This window comes from Bradyrhizobium sp. SZCCHNS3052 (assembly GCF_032484495.1).
Lineage (GTDB): Bacteria > Pseudomonadota > Alphaproteobacteria > Rhizobiales > Xanthobacteraceae > Bradyrhizobium.
Genome location: NZ_JAUETB010000008.1, coordinates 65,608 through 86,883, shown reverse-complemented (window position 1 = coordinate 86,883; position 21,276 = coordinate 65,608). Strand labels below are relative to the sequence as shown.

Genomic DNA, 21,276 nt, shown 5'->3' with positions numbered 1-21,276 from the left:
TGTGGCGCGAGCTCCATGAGCATCACCCTCCCTGCCGGGGGGTGATGATCTCGATCTCGTCGCCGGTCTTGAGCTGCGTCTCGGCCCAGCGGCTCTTCGGCACCACGTCGTAGTTCAGCGCGATCGCGAAATGGGTGCCTTCGTAGTCGAGCTCGGAGAGCAGCGCGGCGACGCTGGTCGCGCTGATGTCGCGGGCCTCGCCATTAACGGTCACGCGCATCGCATCACCTCGTTGTCGATCTGGCCGTGCGCGAGATAGTTCAAGGTCGCCTGCGCCAGCGCCGGCGCGATCAGGAAGCCGTGGCGGTAGAGGCCGTTGACGCGGATCTCGCGCTCGCCCTTGATGGTGATGCGCGGCAGATTGTCGGGATAGGCCGGCCTGAGCCCCGAGCCGAATTCGAGGATGCGCGCCTCGCCGAACGCCGGATGCACCGAATAGGCGGCACCGAGCAATTCCAGCGCCGAGCGCAGGCTGACGCCGGTGTCCTCGGCCTCGAGCGAGGTCGCCCCGAGCATGAACAAATTGTCCTCGCGCGGGATCAGATAGAGCGGGAAGCGCGGATGCATCAGCCGCACGGGCCGCGCGAGCTGCACCTCGGCGGTCTCGATCAGGATCATCTCGCCCTTGACGCCGCGCAGCTCGGGCTCGGCGTCGCGCGCCTCCAGCCCGCGGCAGTCGATCACGAGGCCGTCGAGATCATCAGCCGTGACGTCGCTGTTGAACAGCACGCGGCCGCCAGCCTCGACGATGCGCTGATGCAGCTTCGGCAGCACGCGGCGTGGCTCGACATGGCCCTCGGTCGGATAGAACAGGCCCTCGCGGAAGCGGCCCTCCAGCGACGGCTCCAACGCCGCAAGCTGCTGCGCGTCGAGCCGCTGATAGCCGGAGGTGCGGCGGGCGAAGCGGTCGTAGTCGGCGCGGTCGCGGGCATGCGCGATCACCAGCGAACCGTTGAACGGCGTGTCCGGCAGCTCGCGCCGCCAGATGTCGAGCGAGGCGAGCCCGAGCCGGCTGATGATCGGCTCGGCGACCTCGCTCTCGCAATAAGGCGCCAGCATGCCGCCGGCCCAATGGCTGGTGGAGAGCATCAGATCGGCGTCGCTGCGCTCGTGCAGCGTGACCTCGCGGCCCGCGCGCGCGAGCAGCAAGGCTTGCCAGGCACCCGCGATGCCCGCACCGATGATGGAAACGGGGACATCCCCGCGCGTGGTTGTCTGCTGCATCCCTGTCCCTTCGCCGGCATGACCCGGATCAGGTTCAAAGGGTCACCGCATCACGCTGCGGTATCTCAGCTCCCCTCGGAGCTCCCCTCGGAACGCACTTAAAATAGACCGATATCCCCCCGTGTCAACGGAGTGTCACGGAAAGACAAAGCCGGTGGCCCTTGGAACCAATGGCGATCAGTGCGCCCGCGCGTGGCGGCCGGTTGCAATCTTCGGGGTGATGTCGAGCGGGCCGCTCGTCCGCTCGGAGCGGCCGGCGGGCCGCGCGTCGGCCAAGCGCTGCCGCTTGGCCTCCTCGTAGTAGCCCCTGGCGAAGTAGAGCACGGCGCGGTCGTGATCGCCGCGGGCGGCACGATAGGCGCCGGCGAGATAGCGTACGCCATAGGTGAGATTGGTGTTCGGATCGTGCAGGCCCTGTGCGTCGCCGGTGTAGCCCAGGCCGCGCGCGGTGCCGAGCTTGATCTGCATCAGGCCGATGCAGCCGCAGCGGCCGACCAGGTCCTTCTGGTATTTGCTCTCGCGCACGATGACGCGGTGGATCAGCGATTCCGGAATGTTGTTGGCGGCGGCGTGCACCGCCACCAGCGCGTCGATGTGCGGATGGCCGGTGTCGATGTGGCGCGGCTTGGCCTCGGCCGCCTTGCGCTCGGCCTCGCGGGGCTCGGCCGCAGCGGCCGGGATGGCATCGGTGTCGGCGGGTGCTGAGGCATTGGCGTCCATCGGCGGCGAGGTGTCGGCGCTGCTGACGGCCTCGATCGCCTCGACCTCGCGCGCGGCCTTGGTCACCGCGCTGCGTGCCGCCAGCTCCCTGGTTCCGTCAGAGCGGACATGGGCGAGCTTGACCTTGCCGGCCTTCGGTTTGGCCGCACTGTCCGATGCGGTGCTCGCATCATCGGCAGCCATTGCAGGCGGCACGGGACCAGCCATCGCGAAGCCTGCAATGCAGGCCGTCAGCACAAGACGTCTCATGTGTCAGGATCCCCCGGGAACCACACGCATGCCGAGTAGCCCCCCAGCACGCGCTTTACACTTTGCACACCGTAATTGGCGCGAACGCCGGGCGATAATGTGGCAAGAATGGGGCGGTGACTCCGGGCGAGTGCGGATGCTCCGGCGGTTTACCGCGAATTATGCCGTTCATGCTTGGCTGGCGGCGCAATTTTGCGAACGGGGCCCTGCCGCGATGACGCTGTCCGTCACCCACACCGAAGCGACCGCCGGGCGCGCGCAGGCGCTGCTGCCACTATGGGTCGGCGCCGGCGTCTATGCGCTGCTGCTGATCTCCGGCAACCGGCTGCTCAACGATCCCGACACGCTGTGGCAGATCACGGTGGGGCAGTGGATCATCGACCACCGCGCGGTCCCCGAGGTCGACGTCTATTCCTTTACCATGCGCGGCGCGCCTTGGATCTCCACGCAGTGGCTGGCGCAGGTCGCCTATGCGGCCGCTTACACGTTCGCCGGCTGGGCCGGGCCGGTGGTGCTGGCGGCCTCGGCGACCGCGCTGTCCTTCGCGCTGTTCGCGCGCGCCCTCGGCCGGCATCTGCGCGACGCCACGACATTGGTGTTCGTGGTCGCGGCGTTCCTGCTCTGCCTGCCGCATCTGCTGGCGCGGCCGCATGTGCTGGCGTTTCCGATCCTGGTCGCCTGGATCGCCGGACTTGTCGATGCGGCCGATCGCAGGGCTGCGCCGCCATGGCAGCTGGTGCCGCTGATCGCGCTGTGGGCCAATCTGCATGGCGGATTCGTGTTCGGCCTGTTCTTCATCGCGCCCGCCGCGCTCGACGCGCTGGTGAATGCCGATCGCTCGGTCCGCTCCGGCCTGGCGCTGCGCTGGGCCGGGTTTGCAGCGCTCGCGCTGGCGGCGAGCTGCTGCACGCCCTATGGCTGGAATGCGCTGCTGGCGTCGCAGAAGATCCTCTCGCTGGGCCAGGCGCTGCCGCTGATCGTGGAATGGAAGGCGACCGATTTCCAGGGGCTCGGTCCGTTCGAGATCTGCCTGCTGATCGCCATCGGGTTCGCGCTGTTCCATGGTCTGAGGCTGCCTCCGGTGCGGATCCTGATGCTGCTCGGCCTGCTGCACATGGCGCTGGCGCAGGCGCGCGCGGCGGAGATCCTGGCGTTGGTCGGCCCGCTGGTGATCGCCGCACCGCTGGCGCGGCAGGCGGGCGCGTTGCCCGTGCTGCCGCAGGGGCGCGCGTCGGGAGCGGCGCTGACGGCGGCAGTGATGCTCGCGCTCGGCGCCGGCACGGTCGCCTCGGCTTCGATCCTGAACTACACGCCAAACATGCGCGGCACCCCGGTCGCGGCCGTGACCGAGCTGAAGAAGCTCAACCTCACGCGGGTTCTCAATGACTATGATTTCGGCGGCTACCTGATCTCAGCCGGTGTCGCGCCGTTCATCGACGGCCGCACCGAGCTCTACGGCGAAAAGTTCTTCGTCGATCACAACGCCGCGTCCGGCCTGATGGAGCCGGACAATCTGTTCCGCCTGCTCAAGGACTACGACATCGAGGCGACCTTGCTGCGCACGCAGAGTGCCGCGACCAAGCTGCTCGATCACGTCGACGGCTGGCAGAAGGTCTATGCCGACGACATCGCCACCATCCATCTGCGCAAGGCGGGTGCCCGTCATGTCGCGGAACCGGCGGTCTCTTCCGGCGGCAATTGAATCAAACGCGTTGATCCCATCTCCGTGAGGTCGGATGTCGCGCGGCATCCCGGCGCGTGCAAAACAACCGCCGCGCGGCTAAGATCAGGGCCGTCAGTTCGACAGCATGCCTGACTCATTCAAGAAGACTGAACAGAGAGGGAGCGCGTCATGGCCGTGAAGGCAGCCGACGATCATTCACCCAGCACCGACCATTCATTCGATATCGACGCGATGCCATCCACGGTTCGCGTCGTGGATCTGCCGCGCAACAATCCCTGCGCCCAATGTGGCGAGGCGATCGCATTGCCGTCCTGGGTCGAAAAGGATGGCCGCCGCACCGCCTATCTCTGGCACTGCCGCCTCTGCGACTACCGCTACGAAACCATCGCCTTCTATGCCGAGTCCGTCGACGAGAACGGCGCGATGGCAGCGTAGGTGGGTTGGACTGATCGCTGCCAGCCGTTGCAGCGCTGACGGTCGACTCCCTCTCCCTGTTCTTACGGGGGCGCGACGAGCTTCGCTCGCGCTGAGAGGGTTGGGGGGAGGGCAGACCCACGGGAAGCGCCGATGGGGAGATCTGTACCCTCTTACCCGGATCGCAACTGGCGATGCAATCCGACCTCACCCCGCAGGCGGGGGAGAGATGAAACCGAGCTAGCAGCAATAGGCTTACACCAGCTCCAGCCAATGTAGACCTGTTAGTCGGGCTCCCGTGCTAGGCGCGGCGGTGCGGCTTGGCGATGTGAGCGACGTCACCCGGATCCCCCGAACGTCACAAAGTGACACTGCCGCGGCGCACTGAGGCTGCTTGTCGCGCAGCATGACGAAATCGTGGTTCCCGCGGAACGCCGACTGTCCATTGCCGTTCTCTCGTCACCATCCACCTAGAGGAGACACCACATGATGATGAAGACTGTTGCGGCCGGCCTCGCCGGTTCCCTGCTGCTCGCGACCGCCGCCTTTGCTGCGGAGAGCACCACCACCACAACCAACACCACGATCAAGAGCGACACCACCGTCGCGTCCTATCAGGGCGACTGGCGCAGCTCCAAGCTCGTCGGCGTGAAGGTCTACAACAACAACAACGAGAATGTCGGCTCGATCGACGATCTGCTGATCGACAAGAGCGGCGCAGTCAAGGGCGTCGTGATCGGCGTCGGCGGCTTCCTCGGCATGGGTGAGCACCTCGTCGCTGTCTCGTTCGATCAGGTCAAGTTCTCGGACCAGCCGGTTCAGGCCAACACCGCCTCCAACGCTCCGGCCTCGGGCAAGGCGACCACGCCGCCGGCCACGACGACCGGCGCCGCCACCGGCACTTCGTCATCCTCGTCGATGAGCTCCTCGAAGAATCGCTGGTATCCCGACCATGCGATGATCAACGCCACCAAGGACCAGCTGAAGTCGATGCCCGAGTTCAAGTACTCGGAGTAAACGGCGTCACTGACGTCTAGCTGACTGCCCAAGCGGCGCGCCCGGATCCGTCCGGGCGCGTTCGCGCGTCATGCTGCGGGGCGCAAGGTGGTCTGGCCGAGCGGCAGCTCGATGCGGGCGATCAGTCCGCGTGGCTTGCGATCGTGCAATGACAGCTCGCCGCCATGCGCCTGGACGATCGCCTTCGCGATCGAGAGGCCCAGGCCGAACCCGGTGGCCTGGTCCATGTTGCGGGCATCGTCGCCGCGCACGAAGGGCTCCAGCATGTCGGGCTTGCGCGCATCGGCGATCCCGGGTCCATCATCCTCCACGTCGATCGTCAGGCACTTCCCCGACGCCACCAGTCTGATGACGGTTTCCTTGCCGTACTTCACGGCGTTCTCGACCAGGTTGGTGACCGAACGCATCAGGTCGTCGGGACGCACCGTCGCCATCGCGTGCGCCGGGCCGATATAGGTGACGCTGTGGCCGACATCGGCGAATTGGTCGGCGACGAGCTGCAGGATGCTCGCGATATCGACCAGCGTCATCGGTTCGAGCTTGCGGCCGTTGCGCAGGAATGACAGCACCGAGCCCAGCATCGCATGCATCTGATCGAGATCGGCCAGCATGCGATTGCGCTGCAGCTCGTCCTCGACGAACTCACAGCGCAGCCGCATGCGGGTCAGCGGTGTCCGCAGATCGTGGCTGATGGCCGCCAGCATCTTGGTCCGGTCGTTCATCAGCGCCGTGATGCGTTGGCGCATACGGTTCAGGGCGCGCGCGAGCGACCGGATCTCTTCCGGTCCGCGCTCGGGCAGGGCAGTGGCATCGCCGTCGAGGCTGAAGCTCTCGGCAGCCTTGGCGAAGCTCGACAGCGGTGAGGTCAGCGCGCGGGCCGCCCACAGGCCGAGCAGTGTCGTGCTGATCAGCGCGAACATGATCGTCGTCAGCCATGGGGCGCCCCAGAACGGTGGCCGGTGCGGCCGGTCGGCCATTCGAGCCGAAACCATGTTGCCATCGGGCAGAGCGAAGATGACGGTGCGCGTCTGGGAGCCGGGCGGCGGCATGAAGACGCGATAGCCTGGGCCAAGGCCACGAAAGCCGCCTGGACCGTGAGGCCGTCCGTCGGTGAGCTCCGGAGGGGCCGGGTGGCGCTCGTCGCCACCGGTCCCGGCCTCGACGTCGGGGCCGGCCGACTCGCGCCGGCGGCCGGAATCACCCGGCAGAGGTCCCAGGTGAGGCTTGAGCTCGAACTCAGGATAGGCGCGGGCAATGTCGGAGATCAGTCGAGGCCGTTCGGCAGCGGGCGCGCGTCCAAGGATGCGGATGGCGGTCGCGAGCTGAAACGGCCCGACTTCGCTTTCGGGGTCGGGCTGCTCGGCGCGATAGATCAGGAACGTCGCCGTGATGATGGCATGGAGCGCCACGATCGAAATGGCGACCAGCGCCGTGATCTGGCCGCGGATTCCCTTGAGGTTGAGAAAGCCGAACGACATCATGACATCGCCATTCGATCCGGCCGGTCAATGGCTTTGCGGGCCAGTCACCACCTCGACGACGGGTGTGAACATGTAGCCACCGGAGCGCACGGTCTTGATCATGGTGGCCTCCTGCGGGTCCGGCTCGATCTTGCGGCGGATGCGGCTGACCAGCACGTCGATCGAGCGCTCGAACGAGCCGGCGCTGCGGCCCTGCGTCAGGTCGAGCAGACTGTCGCGCGACAGCACGCGGCCCGGCCGCTCGCAGAAGGTGCGGAGCAGATCGAACTCGGCGCTCGTCATCGCGACGCGCGCGCCTTCGGGATTGCGTAGTTCGCGCAGCCGGAAGTCGATCGTCCAGCCGAGGAAGCTCAGCGCGGTCGCGCCTTCGGTCGCGCTCGCCGTCATCGCGGCTGCCTGCCGGCGCAGCACCGCGTTGATGCGGGCGAGCAGCTCGCGCGGATTGAACGGCTTTGGCAGATAGTCGTCGGCGCCCATCTCCAGTCCGAGGATGCGGTCGACGTCCTCGCCGCGCGCGGTGAGCATGATGATCGGCACCTGCGATTCCGCGCGCAGCTTGCGGCACAAGGTCAGGCCGTCCTCGCCGGGCAGCATGACGTCGAGGATCAGGAGATCGACACGGTGGTCGCCCATGATGCGGGTCATCTCGCGGCCGTCGGTCGCGGTGGTCACGTTGCAGGCATTGTTGCGCAGATATTTCGCGATCAGCGTCCGCGTCTCGCGGTCGTCCTCGACGACAAGAATGTGTGGTTGTGTCTGGGCCATACCGACAAGTGACTTAGAATCGCGGCGTTTTGCGAAGAATTTTGTTACGGAATGTTTCCTGCGACGGGCGCGCGGAGAGGGCCCGACAACATCTCTCTGCGCCGTGTTGCGGAATTCGTGAGGGCGCGTCAAGCCTCGCGAAACGTATGGCCTCGGGGCCGCCGCCCGCTCGCGCGATGCGGCTGCATCGGGCTACCGGAAACGGCCCGGACATTGGTGATTGTCCGCGGACCAGGTCAGGCCCGATTGAATCATTGCCGGTCGTTGCACGGTCCGCAAAGGCGCGCAGCGACGGGACGTTCCGAAACGGCCCGTCACAGTCCTGGCAATGTATTGACTCGAACCGACATCGTGCCCTCCGCCGAGGCGATCACGCGCAGCACGGTGGCGTCAAAGGCGATGTCGGTCAAAGCGAGGTTGTTGATGTCGGTGTCGACGCGGATGCCGTTCTCGTTCTTCTGCAGCTCGGCGACCGCGGTCGCGATCTTGTCCCGGACATTGTCGGCGAACGGCTTGAGATCGACCACAGACCGTTCCAGCAGCGCGCGTTGCAGATGCGGCACCACGGCGCGAGCGGCGGCGCCGAGCAGGCCGAACGCCGCGTCGGATTCGACGGCGAGCTGCAGGTCGGACAGCCGCAGGATCTGCTGCGCCTGATCGACCATCGGCCGTCCCCAGATGTGCACCGTCGCGTCGGCGCCGAGGCCGAAGAAGCTCTCCTTCTCTTTTCCCTTCACCTGTAGCGAGATCAGCAGCCGGTTGCCCGAGGGCACGACGGTCGCATGCTTCACCGTGACCGCGACCGGGCCGGAGCCGTCCTCGGGGAACGTCCGCCCGGCGAGCTGCGAGTCGACGAGCTTGCTGAGCTCGGTGAATGGGACATCGATCGGAACCGCGACGTTGACGGTGCCCGCGGTGGGCGGAATGATCGTGATCTTGTCCGGGAACGGGCACTCCGGCCTGGTCTCGGCCGCCGTGACCCGGGTCTCCGCCTCGATCCCCATGGTGACGCTGACGGCGTTCGCATCGATCGCGGGCTGCGCGGCCAGCGCCCGTGTCGGCTTGATCTCGAGCCAGACGGCGGGCAGTCCCGGCGTGGTGCCCTGAAGCGGCACCGAGCGGCAGGCGCGGGCCCACTGCGCCTGCGCCACGCGCCGCATGGTCGGGTCCTTGCGCAGCCTGTCGCTGAGCGCGCTGAGCTGGTCGTTGACGGTCTTGTCGATGACGGGCTTCATCTGCGCGGGCACGTTGACGCGGGCGCCGGCGACGGTCAGCGCGGTGTCGCCGAGATTGACCTGGGCGGTGAAGTTCGGCTCGACATACCAGGAGGCCGCCAGCCGTGGCCGCATCGCGATCAGGACGTTGCCCTTGATGTCGGCGGTGGCGTTCAGGTTCTTGATGTTGATCCCGCCAATCTGCTTGGCGGCATCCGCGCCGAGCAGGCCGCCGATGGCGTCGCCGAGCGCGCCGGTCGCTTTGGCGGACAGCGATCCGGTGACGTTCAGCCGGCCCGAGAGCGGCGTCGTCAGCGACAAAGTGTCCTGGGTGCCGGTGGCGGCGATGGCGCCGCGGGTGACCGTCCAGCCGATGTCGGCATTCTGCAGGATCTGGTTGACGGGGTTGTCGGCCTTGCCGGAGAAATTGCGCGGCGTGGCCTTTTCGGCGGCGTCACGAATCGCGCCGAGCGAGATCGAGACCGGCGTCATGATGATCGAGTTGCGCGTTGCCGGCGGCAGCGGCGGCAGTTGGGTCAGCTGCGGCGCCGGCGTGCTGCCCGAGAACAGAAACACCTCCACGATGATGATGCCGATCAGCACGATTGCGGCAAGGCCGGCGGCGCCGATCAGGATCAGCCGCAGCCGGGGCGGCGAGCGCCGCGGCGGCCGCTGCGTTTTCGGGGCGAGCGGATGCGGCTTGCTCTGCCAATCCGGTCGCGGTGTCGGAAGGTTCATGTCGGATCCACGGACTCCAACCGCCGCGCCGGCCGATGCCGGAAGCGGCGAGATCGCGGTTAATACAAGATTGCCGAGCTTACAGGGCCGGACGGAGGCGCGCCAGGGCAGCCCGTGACGCGGATCATCATCAATCGGCCGTGATGGTGAACGGCGGCATGCGCGCAAAGAAATGACCGCCGCGGCTTTCGGGCCTCGGCGGTCCAGTCAGGGAGGATCCGGGAGAAGGAACGAGCGGTGCGGCCCGCGCAGGTCAGCGGGTGATGCGGCCGAGATCGGCGCGGCGCTCCATCGGCAGCACGATCACCTTGGCGCCGACGCTGACACGGGCATAGAGGTCGATCACGTCCTGATTGGTCAGGCGGATGCAGCCCGACGACACATGCGTGCCGATCGTCTCGGGCGCGTTGGTGCCGTGAATTCGGTAGACGGTGCCGCCGAGATACATCGCGCGGGCGCCGAGCGGATTGCCGGGTCCGCCGGCCATGTGACGCGGCAGATAAGGCTGGCGCGCGATCATCTCCGGCGGCGGCGTCCAGTCCGGCCATTCCGCCTTCCTGGTCACCGACTGCACGCCGGACCAGGTAAAGCCGTCGCGGCCCACGCCGATGCCGTAACGCATCGCCTGGCCGCTGCCGAGAACGTAGTACAAATACTTGTTTGGTGTGTCGATGATGATCGTGCCTGGCGCTTCGCGGGTGGCGTAGCTCACGACCTGGCGGCGCAGACGCGCGGGCATCTCATAATCGGTCGCCTCGTCCTCGCGCGGCGTGATCAGTTGCGGCCTCGTTGCCGGCGGCTCGTAGGTCGCCATCGGCGGCGGCAGCAGGAAAGGGAACGGGAGCGGGGCCGGAGGCGCGGCTTGCGTCGGCGCTGCCGCAGCGAGCGTACCGACGATCAACGCAGCGAACAGGATGCGGGATCGCGAACCGACTGTGCCTGACGTGAACATGGACGTCCCCTTGTTTGATCGCTTGGTGTGCGCCGTGCTTGTCTCGACCGGCGTCGTCAAAATCAGTTGCCTGTCATCATTCTCTGCGGCGCATTGACCCGCGCCCGATGCCACAACTCATAGGGGAGAAAAGTTTCGTTGCGTTTGCGCGCTGCACGCAAAACGGTTTCGTCGGCTTAACCGTTTGTTTCATGACGGTTTCACGACAGCGCCCCGCGCGGGACGGCCACAGATCGCGGGGAAAACAGCAGTCGGCGGGCAAAAAGACCCTTCGACAGTTCGATGACGTCACACGCCTGAAATAACAATGTCGGAATTTGCGGCTGTTCAGAATCGCTGCAACTTTCCGGATCGCCTTATGCGGATCTTAATCGCAACCGACGCCTGGCACCCGCAGGTCAACGGCGTGGTGCGCACGCTCACCTCGCTGGCTCGCGCGGCCGCCGGCCTCGGCGCCGACATCACCTTCCTCACGCCGGAAGGCTTTCCGTCGTTCGGCGTGCCGACCTATCCGGGCCTGCGGCTCGCCGTGACCAACGGCCGCGAGATCGCCCGGCGCATCGAGGCGGCGGCCCCGGATGCGATCCATATTGCGACCGAAGGCACGATCGGCTGGGCGGTGCGCCGCTACTGCCTGCGCCATGGCCTGCCGTTCACGACGTCCTACACGACGCGATTTCCGGAGTACGTCGCTGTGCGCACCGGCATTCCCGATGCCGTCGGCTATTGGGTGATGCGCCGCTTCCACGACGCCGCCGCGATGACCATGGTCGCGACCAATTCGCTGAAGCAGGACCTCGCGTCGCGCGGCTTCAGGCGGCTCGGCTTCTGGACCCGGGGCGTCGATACGAAGCTGTTCAATCCGGACGCGCCGGTCGCGCTGGATCTGCCGCGTCCGGTGTTCATGACCGTCGGCCGCGTCGCGGTCGAGAAGAACCTGGAAGCCTTCCTGTCGCTCGACCTGCCGGGCTCGAAGGTGGTGATCGGTAACGGCCCGCAGAAGGCGGAGCTGGAGCGTCGCTTCCCGGCGGCGCATTTCCTCGGCGAGAAGACCGGCAAGGACCTGACCGCACATATGGCGGCCGCCGACGTCTTCGTGTTTCCGAGCCTGACCGATACGTTCGGCGTCGTGCAGCTGGAGTCGCTGGCCTGCGGCACGCCGGTCGCGGCCTTCCCCGTCACCGGTCCGCTCGACGTCATCGCCGATCATCCGATCGGGGCGATCGACTGGGACCTGCGCGCTGCCTGCCTGAAGGCGCTGACGATGTCGCGCGAGACCTGCCGGGCATTTGCGCTCGACCGCTCCTGGGAGAACAGCGCGCGCCAGTTCATCGGAAATCTCGCCGTGCTGCAGCCGTCCCGCGTCGTGCGTCCGACCCCGGTGCTGGCCGGTCAGAGCGCCGTGCGCGGCTGACGGCGAACTTTGCGTCACTCCATCAATTCCAAACCCAAGTGAGATGTAACGATGGCAGAAACCATGAAGCTCGGCGGCGCGCGGGAGCTCGACTTCGATCGCGAGCAGGTCGAGCAGGCCTATGACCGCTGGGCACCGATCTACGACCTCGTGTTCGGCGGCGTGTTCGAGAAGGGCCGCAAGGCCGCGATATCAGCCACGAACAAGCTCGGCGGGCGCGTGCTCGAGGTCGGCGTCGGCACCGGCATCTCGCTGCCGCTCTATGCGCCGCATGTCCGCGTGTTCGGCACCGACATCTCCGAGGCGATGCTCGGCAAGGCGATGCGGCGCGTCGCCGACCAGCGGCTGAAGAACGTCGAGGGTCTCGCGGTGATGGACGCCGAGCAGCTCGACTTTCCCGACGATTCGTTCGACGTCGTGATGGCGCAATATGTCGTCACCGCCGTGCCGAACCCGGAAGTCGCGCTCGACGAGTTCGCGCGGGTGCTGCGCCCGGGCGGCGAACTGATCATCCTGACTCGCGTTAGCGCCGATGACGGCCTGCGCCGCGTGATCGAGCAGGCGTTGCAGCCGGTGGTGCGCCGGCTCGGCTTCCGTACCGCCGAGTTCGGCTGGTCGCGCTACCTGCGCTGGCTCGCCGGCGCCGAGCGCATGGAGCTGGTCGAGCGCCGCCTGATCCCGCCGCTCGGCCATTTCTCGCTGGTCCGCTTCCGCAAGCTGGAGCGTGCCGCCGCGGCCTGAAGCCGCGGCCGCCCTCTACCGCCCCGCGACGTTCTACGTAGTCCGAAACGTTTCGCTGCGTCCGATCGCATGACATCTTGATGATGTCATGCGATCTACATCGAATCCCTGTACACGACCTGCAACTCATTCTTCGGAGCAACCATGATCAAGAATTTCCTGGAGCAGCTGCGGATTCAGCGCTGGGACGACCATCGCTACTATCATCACAGCCGTATCAACCAGAGCCTCCACTTCGTCAGCGCGCTCAGTTTCATGATCGCCTACGTGATGATGGTGTTCGATCCGCTGGTCTCGGCGCTCATCGGCTGGCTGGTGTCGATGACCTCGCGCCAGGCGGGCCACTTCTTCTTCGAGCCGAAGGGCTACGACCACGTCAACCAGGCGACCCACGAGCACAAGGAAGAGATCAAGGTCGGCTACAACCTGCAGCGCAAGGTCGTGCTGATGTCGATCTGGGCCGCGGCCCCCGTGGTGCTCTATCTGCAGCCGACCCTGTTCGGCCTGCTGCCGCCCTGGACCTCGGCGATGGAATTCGTGCGCGAGACGGCCAAGCTCTGGCTCGTGATCGGCATCGGCGGCTTGCTGTTCCGCACCATCCATTTGTTCTTCATCCGCGACGTCGAGACCGGTCTCGTCTGGATGACCAAGATCATCACCGACCCGTTCAACGATTTCATGCAGTACCGCTCGGCTCCGCTGGCGCTGCTGCGTGGCGAGCTGATCGACCCCGGCCTGCACCTGATGAACGAAGGCCTCGAAGAGCAGCACGCCTGAGCCGGTCGCTGCGTCGGAGTTGCGCGATGCCCGGGCCGGTCCCGGGCATCGGTGTTTATGGGGGGCTGTGAGGTGAAATCGAGCGAGCTTGCAGCCATGCGGCACGTGCCACCCTCCCCTGGAGGGGGAGGGTCGACGCGTGCGAAGCGCGCGTCGGGGTGGGGTGATCTCTCCACTTGCTCACCCGCACCTCATGTGCGGACAGGCCGTCACCCCACCCCGGCGCGCATTTCGCTTCGCTCATGCGAGCCGACCCTCCCCCTTCAGGGGAGGGTGGTTGCGCCGTCAGCGCCCGAAGGCGGCGCCGAGCATCTCTTTCAGAATCTGCCGCTTGATCGCCTTGTTGGTGAGCGTGCCGTCGTTCCACCACCAGCCGTCCTGCTTCATCTTCTCGGCCGCCGAGACGAAGCGCTTCGTCACCTCGGCAAAATCGGCGTCGGTGTAGTTCAGGCTGAAGATCAAGCGGCCGGTGCCGACCCAGCTCAGCGCCAGTCCCTCGGCACGCAGGTAGTATTGCAGAATCCAATTGTAGCGCGACGGCACGGTGTACTCGACCAGCCAGATCGAATGCATATTGGAGACGCGCACCGGCAGGTCGTGCTCGGTCAGCGCGGCGTTGAGCTGCGCGGCGCGGCCGTTCCAGGTTTCATCCAGGCCGTCGTAGATGGCGCGGAAGTTCGGGCTGTCGAGCCGGCTCAGGAATTCGTCCATCGCCGCCATCACATAAGGATGCGAGTTGAAGGTGCCGCGGGCGAAGCAGATGTCGGCCGGGCGGTCGTCGCGGAAGCGGCGCATCAGCTCGCGCTTGCCGCAGACAACGCCGATCGGCAGGCCGCCGCCGAGGCTCTTGCCGTAGGTCACCATGTCGGCCTTGACGCCGAAATACTCCTGCGCGCCGCCCGGCGCGAGCCGGAAGCCGAGGAACACCTCGTCGAACAGCAGCACGATGCCGCGTTCCGTGCAGACCTCGCGCAGCTGCTTCAGCCAGGCGGTGTAGGCCTCGCGGTCGTAGCGGCCCTTGCGCGAGGAATCGACCAGCGCGGAATCGCCGGGCGCATTGCCGTTCGGATGCAGCGCCTGCAGCGGATTGACCAGCACGCAGGCGATGTCGCGCCGCGTGCGCAGGACGTGCAGCGTGCGCTCGGACATCTCGGCCAAGGTGTAGGTCTCGTGCGGCGCGATCGGGTTGCCGACGCCGGGCTGCACGTCGCCCCACCAGCCGTGATAGCTGCCGGCGAAGCGCACCAGATGGCTGCGGCCGGTGTGGTAGCGGGCGAGCCGCACCGCCTGCATCACCGCCTCGGTGCCGGACATGTGGAACGAGACCTCGTCCATGCCGGACAGCTCGGTCAGGCGCTTCACGTTGTCGGCGACGACCGGGTGATAGAGCCCGAGCACCGGGCCGAGCGCGCTCGCGCGCCGCTCGGCGGCCGCGATGCACTCCTTGTAGAAGTCGTAGCCGAAGATGTTGACGCCATAGGAGCCGGTGAGATCGTAGAACCGGTTGCCGTCGAGATCGGTCAGGGTCACGCCGGAGGAAGCCTGCATGAACGAGCCGGCGCCGAGCTGCTCCTTGACCAGACGGCTGTACTGGAACGGGACCCGGTAGCGCTGGGTGAACTGCAGGTCGGGGATGCGGCTTGCGGCTTCCGCCGTCAGCGCGCGGCTCTTGGCGAACTTCTCCTGGAACAGCGCGCCGAGTCGGAAGAAGCCGTCCTGGCGCTTCGTGGCGACCGCCTGCGGTGCGCCGTCGGAGCGGAAGAAGTCGTCGATCTCGAACTCATAGCGCGGGATCAGCCTGGAGATCCGGCGCGACATCTTGGAATGGCCGGCCAGCGAGCGGTGCTTGGCGCGCGACAGCTCGATGCGGGCCTTGACCTTCGGGGCCATGGCGGCCGTCACGGCAGCGCCAACGGCGAGCGATACATAAGGAATCGAGTTTTCCATCATGTCCAAAAGCGCTAACCCCTCCTGCTGACAGATTCATGACAGTCAAAAGCCTGATCGCCTTCGTCACCCAACAGGAAGACCTCAACTTCCTGCTCACCAACCGCGTGCCGCGCGCCGCGCTGACCCGCTTCATGGGCTGGTTCTCCAAGATCGAGAACCCGCTCGTCCGGGACGCGTCGATCGCGCTGTGGAAGCTGTTCTCCGACCTCGATCTCTCCGAGGCCAAGGAGAGCCGCTTCAAGAGCCTGCACGCCTGCTTCACGCGCGAGCTGAAGCCCGGCCTGCGGCCGTTCGATCCCGATCCCGCCATCGTCACCAGCCCGTCCGACGGCATCATCGGCGCCCACGGCCTGATCCGCGACGGCGAGCTCTACCAGATCAAGGGCGCGCCCTATTCGCTGCGCGAACTCGTCGCCGATCCCGCCGTGGTCGAGACCCATCGCAACGGCTGCTTCGTCACCTTGCGTCTGACCTCGAGCATGTATCACCGCTTCCACGCTCCGGCCGACATGACGATCGAGCATGTCAGCCTGATCCATGGCGATGTCTGGAACGTCAATCCGATCGCGCTGAAGCGGGTCGAGCGGCTGTTCTGCAAGAACGAGCGCGCGGTGATCCGCACGCATCTTGCCTCCGGCGAGCCGTTCACGATCGTGCCGGTGGCGGCGATCCTGGTGGCGAGCATCCGCCTGCATGCGCTCGACCGCGTATTGAACGCGCAGACCGAGCGGCCGCTCGCCTACGCCTGTAACAACAATGTGCGCAAGGGCGACGAGCTCGGCTGGTTCGAGCACGGCTCGACCATCATCCTGCTCGCGCCCGGCGACTTCACGTTCTGCCCCGATGTGGCGGAAGGCGCCCGCATCCGGGCCGGCCAGCCACTGTGGCGCAGGCGCGTCGCCGCCGGATGAATGTCAGGTCCACGCTTGCGGAATCTCGATTTCGGCGTTGCGCAGTCCTATATCGGAGCGTTCAACTGGCGAATCGGACCGCGGGAGTTGCGGTCGTTGCGGCTCGGGAGAGGCGATGGCGAGAGCGCCGATCATGGCGGCAGGGGGCATCGTGCTGCGGCGGGAACAGCCGCCGCGCATCGCGGTCGTGCGCCTGCGCAAGCGCGACGAATGGGTGCTGCCGAAGGGCAAGCTCGACGACGGCGAGACGCCGCGCGACGCCGCCAGGCGCGAGGTGCTGGAGGAGACCGGCCACAAGGTCACCGTGCATGAATTCCTCGGCACCCTGGTTTACGATACCGGCACGCGTGCCAAGGTCGTGCACTACTGGCGCATGGAAGCGGCCGGCGAGCCGTCGCAGCCGCTGATGGACGATGTCCGCGCCGTCGACTGGCTGCCGCTCGATGCGGCGGTGGGGCGGCTGTCGCGCGATCATGAGAAGACGTTCCTGGAGACCGTCGGTCCCTATGCGCTTGCAGGCCTGATCCGCAAGACCAGGGCGAAGTCTGCGCCCGAGGTGGCGGCGAAGACCGCCGTCGACAAGAAGCCGGTCGAGAAGGTCGCAGCGGAGACGGCGGCGGTCGCGGCAAAGCCTGCAACCACCAGGAAGCGCCGCAGCCGGGTCGTGGAGCAGCCCGCCCCAGCGCCGGCTCCGGAGATCGCCGACCTCGCGATCGCCGTGCCGGGCGAGCAGCCCGCCGAAGCCGTGCTCGCGGCTGCGGCGCCCGACCTCGGTCAATCCGAACCGACTGCTTCGGATCCGGCGGCAGCGCCGGTGGAGGCCCACCCGGTCCCGATGGCGGCCGAACCCGCTGCAAGCGAGCGTGAGCCGGCGGACCTCGAGCGTATCGAGGCCGTGGCCGCAGCGATCAAGTCGCTCGTGCCGAGCAAGGCCGCGCCGGATGCCGAAAGCAGCCCGAGTAAGGACAGGCCGTCGGACGTGCCGAATGCCGGCGCTGAAGCCGCCGCGCCGCGCGAAGACGTGGCCGCCGCGGATGCGGAGGCGCTGGATGGTGCGCCACGCCGCAGCCTGGCGCAGAAGATGCGGGCGTGGCTCGGCCGCGCCGCCTGAGTCTGGTTGACGAAACGATTGATCGGCAAGCGGTTCTGCCGTGCACATTCTGCGCGTGCCGGCTGAGCAATTCCTGCTGTCCGCTGTTCGAAAATTGCCAAGAACCATTCGCGCCATCGCGGGTTGATGCGGGTCCGTCAACGGAGACCCCGCATGAGCCCGCCGCCACCGCGCCAGAGCGCCGCGTCCACCGCAAAGCCTGCCCCTCTGTCCGTCACGCTTCAGATCAATGGCCAGTCGCACACGCTGTCGGTGGCGCCCTGGACCACGCTGCTCGATCTGCTGCGCAATCATCTCGACCTCACCGGCACCAAGAAGGGCTGCGATCACGGCCAATGCGGCGCTTGCACCGTGCTGATCGACGGCCGCCGCGTGCTCTCCTGCCTGACGCTCGCGGTCATGAAAGACGGCGCCGAGATCACGACCATCGAGGGACTCGCCAAGGGTGATGAGCTGCACCCGCTGCAGCAGGCCTTCATCGATCACGATGCCTTCCAATGCGGCTATTGCACGCCGGGCCAGATCTGCTCGGCCGCCGGCCTGATCGCCGAGGGCAGGGCGAAGACGAAGGACGAGATCCGCGAGCTGATGAGCGGCAACATCTGTCGTTGCGGCGCCTATCCGAACATCGTCGGCGCCATCGAGCAGGCGATGGGAGGCAGCCGATGAACAATTTCGACTACGCGCGCGCCAGCGATGTCGCCGAGGCCGTCAGGCTGAAGGCGGCGACGTCGGAGGCCAAGTTCATCGCCGGCGGCACCAACGTGCTCGACCTGATGAAGTATCACGTCGAGCAGCCGCGTCAGCTGATCGACATCAGCCACCTGCCGCTGACGAATGTGGAGGAGACGAGCGCCGGCGGCGTCAGGATCGGCGCGCTGGTGCCAAACAGCACGCTCGCCTATCACCCCCTCATCGAGAGCCGCTATCCGCTGCTGGCGAGCGCGATCCTCGCCGGCGCCTCGGCGCAGCTGCGCAACATGGCCTCGACCGGCGGCAATCTGCTGCAGCGGACGCGCTGCGCCTACTTCTATGACGTCGCCACGCCCTGCAACAAGCGCACGCCCGGCGCCGGCTGCTCGGCGGTCGACGGTCTCAACCGCGGCCATGCCATCCTTGGCACCAGCGCCGATTGCATCGCGACCCACCCCTCCGACATGTGCGTGGCGCTCGCCGCGCTCGACGCCAAGGTGCAGGTCGCGGGCTCCTCGGGCGAGCGGGTCATCGCCCTTGCCGACTTCCATCGGCTGCCCGGCGACCGGCCGGATCTCGACAACACGCTGCGCGTCGACGAGATCATCACCGCGATCGAGCTGCCCCCGCAGGGCTTCGCCGCGAATCACAGCTATCTGAAGATCCGCGATCGCCTGTCCTACGCATTCGCGCTGGTCTCGGTCGCCGCTGCGCTCGAGCTCGACGGCGGCCGCATCGGCGAGGCGCGCCTGGCGCTCGGCGGCGTCGCCCACAAGCCGTGGCGCAATGAGGCCGCCGAAGCCGCGCTGCGCGGGCAGGCGCCGGATCCCCAGGCGTTCGGCCGCGCTGCGAACATCCTGCTGAGCGATGCGAAAGCCGCCACGCACAATGCCTTCAAGATCCCGCTGGCGCGCCGCGCCATCGTCCGCACCCTGACCCAGGCCGCGAACGCAACGCCCCAGATTCAAGCCATCAAGACCATCCGGTGATGTCATGACAGCTCGCATCGGCACAGCGACCTCCCGCATCGACGGCCGCGCCAAGGTCACCGGTGTCGCCAAATATGCCGCCGAGTTCACCGCGCCCGATCTCGCCTTCGGCGTCGTGGTCAATTCCACCATTCCGAAGGGGCGGATCGTGCGCATCGATACCGGCCGCGCCCTGGCCGTCGACGGCGTCCTCGACGTGCTGACCCACGCCAACCGGGTCAGGATGGCGGACAACGATGACGCATTTCGCGACGAGGTCGCGCCGGAGGACGGCTCGCCCTATCGTCCGCTCTATGACGACCGGGTGCATTTCAACTACCAGCCGGTGGCGCTGGTCGTCGCCGAGGACGAGGACACCGCGCGTTTCGCGGCGACGCTGGTCGCGGTAGAGTATCTGGCCGAGAGCTTCGCGACCGACCTCCATGCGCGGCGCGAGCAGGCTTTCAAGGTCGACAAGCCGCTCAAGCCGCGCGGCGACGCGACAAAGGCGCTTGCCGGCGCAGCCGTGCGTCACGATGCCGACTATGGCGTCCCGATCGAATATCACAACCCGATGGAGCTCTACGCGTCGACGGTGCTCTGGCGCGAGGGCGGCAAGCTCGTGGTCTACGACAAGACCCAGGGCGTGCAGAATGTGCAGCGCTACGTCTGCAGCGTGTTCCAGCTGAAGGAGGACGACGTCCAGGTGACGTCGCCGTTCGTCGGCGGCGCGTTCGGCTCCGGCCTGCGGCCGCAATACCAGGTGGTGCTCGCCGCCATGGCCGCGCTGAAGCTGAAGCGCGCGGTGCGCGTCGTGCTCAGCCGCGCCCAGATGTATGGCCTGTGCTATCGCCCTGCGACGATCGAGCGGCTGGCGCTCGGCGCCCGTGAGGACGGTACGCTGGCGGCGCTGACGCACGAGGCCGTTGCGATGACCTCGCAGCACGAGGCGTTCTCGCGCAACGACATCGGCTGGGGCGATGTGCTCTACACCTCCGCCACTTCGCGCGCGACGCACCGCCTCGCCAAGCTCGACGTGCCGACGCCCGGCGACATGCGCGCGCCCGGCGCCGCCAGTGGCGTCTACGGGCTGGAATGCGCGATGGACGAGCTCGCCGTCGCGCTGAAGATGGATCCTCTCGAATTGCGCCTGCGCTGCTATTCTGTTCGGGATCAGGACAAGGATCTGCCGTTCTCCAGCAAGCGGCTGAAGGAGTGCTATCAGCAGGGCGCCGAGGCGTTCGGCTGGTCGAAGCGCAATCCCGAGCCGCGGTCGATGCGTGACGGCCGAGAACTCGTCGGCTGGGGCATGGCGAGCGGCGCCTGGGAGGCATTGCAGATGCCGTTCGCGACGCGGATCGTGATGACGGCGAATGGACATGTCGAGGTGGCGAGCGCGACCTCCGATATCGGCACCGGCACCTACACGATCATGGCGCAGGTCGCCGCCGACATGCTCGGCGTGCCGCTCGACAGCATCAATGTGAAGCTGGGCGACTCCACGCTGCCCAAGGCGCCGGTGGAGGGAGGTTCGTGGACCGCAGCCTCGATCTCGCATGCGATCGTCAACGCGGCCGATGATATCCGGGCGGAGCTGCTGAAGATCGCGCACACCATCCCGGGCTCGCCGTTGCAGGGGCTCACCGCCGACGAAGTGACGCTCGCCGATGGCGCCATCGTCGCCATTTCCGATCGCAGCCGGTCGTTGGCGATGTCGGACGTGATGCGTCACGGTGGCAAGGACCGCATCGAGAAGGAGCGCGGCTCGGATTTCGAGGACGACGACAAGCACGCCCACAACACCCACTCGGCGGTTTTCGCCGAAGTGAAGGTCGACGAGGAGCTCGGTGTGATCAGAGTGACGCGTATCGTCAATGCCGTCGCCGCCGGGCGCATCCTCAACACCAAGACGGCTTCGAGCCAGATCATGGGCGGGGTCGTCATGGGCATCGGCATGGCGTTGCACGAAGAAGCCCAAATCGACCAGCGGTTCGGGCGCATCATGAACGCCAACATCGCCGAGTATCACATGCCGGTGAATGCCGACGTTCACGATATCAAGGTGATCTTCGTCGACGAGGAGGATCGCATCATCAACAAGATGGGCATCAAGGGCGTCGGCGAGATCGGCATCGTCGGCGTCGCCGCGGCGATCGCCAACGCGGTCTATCACGCCACCGGAAGGCGCATACGGGATTTGCCGATCACGTTGGACAAGCTGGTGGGGTGAACCGTCTTCTCTCGGCCATAATG

The 21,276-nt window shown here is 66.8% G+C and carries 19 protein-coding genes and 1 riboswitch; of the genes, 11 read left to right on the top strand and 8 right to left on the bottom strand.

The window, feature by feature from the left end; translation table 11 throughout:
- Positions 1 to 22: 22 nt before the first annotated feature.
- The 3 genes from thiS to QX073_RS23125 all read right to left on the bottom strand — a co-directional run bounded on the left by thiS (position 23) and on the right by QX073_RS23125 (position 2,193).
- A complete protein-coding gene (gene thiS / locus QX073_RS23135) occupies positions 23 to 220 on the bottom strand; it encodes a sulfur carrier protein ThiS (RefSeq protein WP_315750253.1) in 198 nt (65 codons plus the stop codon).
- Positions 211 to 1,224, bottom strand: a complete 1,014-nt coding sequence (locus QX073_RS23130; RefSeq protein ID WP_315717817.1) for an FAD-dependent oxidoreductase — start codon at positions 1,222 to 1,224, stop codon at positions 211 to 213. Before QX073_RS23130 ends, thiS begins: the two co-directional genes overlap by 10 nt.
- Positions 1,212 to 1,322: riboswitch (TPP riboswitch) on the bottom strand. (Overlaps the previous gene by 13 nt.)
- 79 nt (positions 1,323 to 1,401) lie before the next feature.
- Positions 1,402 to 2,193 carry a lytic transglycosylase domain-containing protein gene (locus QX073_RS23125; RefSeq protein ID WP_315717816.1) on the bottom strand — a complete coding sequence of 264 codons (792 nt, stop codon included), beginning with the start codon at positions 2,191 to 2,193 and terminating at the stop codon, positions 1,402 to 1,404.
- Positions 2,194 to 2,407: 214 nt separating this feature from the next.
- Here QX073_RS23125 and QX073_RS23120 point away from each other — a divergent pair, with 214 nt between their 5' ends.
- The 3 genes from QX073_RS23120 to QX073_RS23110 all read left to right on the top strand — a co-directional run bounded on the left by QX073_RS23120 (position 2,408) and on the right by QX073_RS23110 (position 5,308).
- Positions 2,408 to 3,895, top strand: a complete 1,488-nt coding sequence (locus QX073_RS23120) for a hypothetical protein (RefSeq protein WP_316226424.1) — start codon at positions 2,408 to 2,410, stop codon at positions 3,893 to 3,895.
- 150 nt (positions 3,896 to 4,045) lie between these two features.
- Complete coding sequence (locus QX073_RS23115) at positions 4,046 to 4,312, top strand: hypothetical protein (RefSeq protein ID WP_316183800.1); 267 nt, start codon at positions 4,046 to 4,048, stop codon at positions 4,310 to 4,312.
- Between the two features lie 465 nt (positions 4,313 to 4,777).
- Positions 4,778 to 5,308 carry a PRC-barrel domain-containing protein gene (locus QX073_RS23110; RefSeq protein ID WP_315750256.1) on the top strand — a complete coding sequence of 177 codons (531 nt, stop codon included), beginning with the start codon at positions 4,778 to 4,780 and terminating at the stop codon, positions 5,306 to 5,308.
- Positions 5,309 to 5,376: 68 nt separating this feature from the next.
- Here the strand turns inward: QX073_RS23110 and QX073_RS23105 are convergent, their stop codons facing one another.
- The 4 genes from QX073_RS23105 to QX073_RS23090 form a co-directional block, all read right to left on the bottom strand.
- On the bottom strand, positions 5,377 to 6,789 hold the full coding sequence (locus QX073_RS23105) for an ATP-binding protein (protein WP_316226423.1): 1,413 nt from the start codon (positions 6,787 to 6,789) through the stop codon (positions 5,377 to 5,379).
- 24 nt (positions 6,790 to 6,813) lie between these two features.
- Complete coding sequence (locus QX073_RS23100; protein ID WP_315717811.1) at positions 6,814 to 7,554, bottom strand: response regulator; 741 nt, start codon at positions 7,552 to 7,554, stop codon at positions 6,814 to 6,816.
- A 314-nt stretch (positions 7,555 to 7,868) separates the two neighbouring features.
- On the bottom strand, positions 7,869 to 9,506 hold the full coding sequence (locus QX073_RS23095) for a DUF4403 family protein (RefSeq protein WP_316226422.1): 1,638 nt from the start codon (positions 9,504 to 9,506) through the stop codon (positions 7,869 to 7,871).
- Positions 9,507 to 9,759: 253 nt separating this feature from the next.
- Positions 9,760 to 10,458, bottom strand: a complete 699-nt coding sequence (locus QX073_RS23090) for a L,D-transpeptidase (protein ID WP_316226421.1) — start codon at positions 10,456 to 10,458, stop codon at positions 9,760 to 9,762.
- 358 nt (positions 10,459 to 10,816) lie between these two features.
- Here QX073_RS23090 and QX073_RS23085 point away from each other — a divergent pair, with 358 nt between their 5' ends.
- From QX073_RS23085 to QX073_RS23075, 3 genes are all read left to right on the top strand, one after another.
- Positions 10,817 to 11,872 (top strand): glycosyltransferase family 1 protein, encoded by a 1,056-nt coding sequence (locus QX073_RS23085; RefSeq protein WP_316226420.1) that lies wholly within the window; start codon positions 10,817 to 10,819, stop codon positions 11,870 to 11,872.
- A gap of 51 nt (positions 11,873 to 11,923) precedes the next feature.
- The gene (locus QX073_RS23080) at positions 11,924 to 12,613 is read left to right on the top strand and encodes a class I SAM-dependent methyltransferase (protein ID WP_315717807.1); all 690 of its coding nucleotides are present in this window, start codon (positions 11,924 to 11,926) and stop codon (positions 12,611 to 12,613) included.
- Positions 12,614 to 12,757: 144 nt separating this feature from the next.
- Complete coding sequence (locus tag QX073_RS23075) at positions 12,758 to 13,390, top strand: hypothetical protein (RefSeq protein ID WP_316226419.1); 633 nt, start codon at positions 12,758 to 12,760, stop codon at positions 13,388 to 13,390.
- A gap of 285 nt (positions 13,391 to 13,675) precedes the next feature.
- On the opposite strand, the gene QX073_RS23070 is transcribed toward QX073_RS23075, so the two are convergent.
- Positions 13,676 to 15,340 carry an aminotransferase class III-fold pyridoxal phosphate-dependent enzyme gene (locus QX073_RS23070; protein WP_410052384.1) on the bottom strand — a complete coding sequence of 555 codons (1,665 nt, stop codon included), beginning with the start codon at positions 15,338 to 15,340 and terminating at the stop codon, positions 13,676 to 13,678.
- A gap of 35 nt (positions 15,341 to 15,375) precedes the next feature.
- Here QX073_RS23070 and asd point away from each other — a divergent pair, with 35 nt between their 5' ends.
- The 5 genes from asd to QX073_RS23045 all read left to right on the top strand — a co-directional run bounded on the left by asd (position 15,376) and on the right by QX073_RS23045 (position 21,253).
- Positions 15,376 to 16,251 (top strand): archaetidylserine decarboxylase, encoded by an 876-nt coding sequence (gene asd / locus QX073_RS23065; RefSeq protein WP_316226417.1) that lies wholly within the window; start codon positions 15,376 to 15,378, stop codon positions 16,249 to 16,251.
- 115 nt (positions 16,252 to 16,366) lie between these two features.
- Positions 16,367 to 17,362, top strand: a complete 996-nt coding sequence (locus tag QX073_RS23060) for an NUDIX domain-containing protein (protein ID WP_316226416.1) — start codon at positions 16,367 to 16,369, stop codon at positions 17,360 to 17,362.
- A gap of 153 nt (positions 17,363 to 17,515) precedes the next feature.
- A complete protein-coding gene (locus QX073_RS23055) occupies positions 17,516 to 18,031 on the top strand; it encodes a (2Fe-2S)-binding protein (RefSeq protein ID WP_316201173.1) in 516 nt (171 codons plus the stop codon).
- Positions 18,028 to 19,044 carry a xanthine dehydrogenase family protein subunit M gene (locus QX073_RS23050; RefSeq protein ID WP_316226415.1) on the top strand — a complete coding sequence of 339 codons (1,017 nt, stop codon included), beginning with the start codon at positions 18,028 to 18,030 and terminating at the stop codon, positions 19,042 to 19,044. The genes QX073_RS23055 and QX073_RS23050 overlap by 4 nt, the downstream gene beginning before the upstream one ends.
- A 4-nt stretch (positions 19,045 to 19,048) precedes the next feature.
- On the top strand, positions 19,049 to 21,253 hold the full coding sequence (locus tag QX073_RS23045) for a xanthine dehydrogenase family protein molybdopterin-binding subunit (RefSeq protein ID WP_316226414.1): 2,205 nt from the start codon (positions 19,049 to 19,051) through the stop codon (positions 21,251 to 21,253).
- Positions 21,254 to 21,276: the final 23 nt, after the last annotated feature.

What these genes read in the sequence shown, in the direction of transcription:
- thiS (WP_315750253.1), bottom strand. Translation starts at nt 220, where the DNA reads ATGCGCGTGACCGTTAATGGCGAGGCCCGCGACATCAGCGCGACCAGC.
- QX073_RS23130 (WP_315717817.1), bottom strand. Translation starts at nt 1,224, where the DNA reads ATGCAGCAGACAACCACGCGCGGGGATGTCCCCGTTTCCATCATCGGT.
- QX073_RS23125 (WP_315717816.1), bottom strand. Translation starts at nt 2,193, where the DNA reads ATGAGACGTCTTGTGCTGACGGCCTGCATTGCAGGCTTCGCGATGGCT.
- QX073_RS23120 (WP_316226424.1), top strand. Translation starts at nt 2,408, where the DNA reads ATGACGCTGTCCGTCACCCACACCGAAGCGACCGCCGGGCGCGCGCAG.
- QX073_RS23115 (WP_316183800.1), top strand. Translation starts at nt 4,046, where the DNA reads ATGGCCGTGAAGGCAGCCGACGATCATTCACCCAGCACCGACCATTCA.
- QX073_RS23110 (WP_315750256.1), top strand. Translation starts at nt 4,778, where the DNA reads ATGATGATGAAGACTGTTGCGGCCGGCCTCGCCGGTTCCCTGCTGCTC.
- QX073_RS23105 (WP_316226423.1), bottom strand. Translation starts at nt 6,789, where the DNA reads ATGATGTCGTTCGGCTTTCTCAACCTCAAGGGAATCCGCGGCCAGATC.
- QX073_RS23100 (WP_315717811.1), bottom strand. Translation starts at nt 7,554, where the DNA reads ATGGCCCAGACACAACCACACATTCTTGTCGTCGAGGACGACCGCGAG.
- QX073_RS23095 (WP_316226422.1), bottom strand. Translation starts at nt 9,506, where the DNA reads ATGAACCTTCCGACACCGCGACCGGATTGGCAGAGCAAGCCGCATCCG.
- QX073_RS23090 (WP_316226421.1), bottom strand. Translation starts at nt 10,458, where the DNA reads ATGTTCACGTCAGGCACAGTCGGTTCGCGATCCCGCATCCTGTTCGCT.
- QX073_RS23085 (WP_316226420.1), top strand. Translation starts at nt 10,817, where the DNA reads ATGCGGATCTTAATCGCAACCGACGCCTGGCACCCGCAGGTCAACGGC.
- QX073_RS23080 (WP_315717807.1), top strand. Translation starts at nt 11,924, where the DNA reads ATGGCAGAAACCATGAAGCTCGGCGGCGCGCGGGAGCTCGACTTCGAT.
- QX073_RS23075 (WP_316226419.1), top strand. Translation starts at nt 12,758, where the DNA reads ATGATCAAGAATTTCCTGGAGCAGCTGCGGATTCAGCGCTGGGACGAC.
- QX073_RS23070 (WP_410052384.1), bottom strand. Translation starts at nt 15,340, where the DNA reads ATGATGGAAAACTCGATTCCTTATGTATCGCTCGCCGTTGGCGCTGCC.
- asd (WP_316226417.1), top strand. Translation starts at nt 15,376, where the DNA reads ATGACAGTCAAAAGCCTGATCGCCTTCGTCACCCAACAGGAAGACCTC.
- QX073_RS23060 (WP_316226416.1), top strand. Translation starts at nt 16,367, where the DNA reads ATGGCGAGAGCGCCGATCATGGCGGCAGGGGGCATCGTGCTGCGGCGG.
- QX073_RS23055 (WP_316201173.1), top strand. Translation starts at nt 17,516, where the DNA reads ATGAGCCCGCCGCCACCGCGCCAGAGCGCCGCGTCCACCGCAAAGCCT.
- QX073_RS23050 (WP_316226415.1), top strand. Translation starts at nt 18,028, where the DNA reads ATGAACAATTTCGACTACGCGCGCGCCAGCGATGTCGCCGAGGCCGTC.
- QX073_RS23045 (WP_316226414.1), top strand. Translation starts at nt 19,049, where the DNA reads ATGACAGCTCGCATCGGCACAGCGACCTCCCGCATCGACGGCCGCGCC.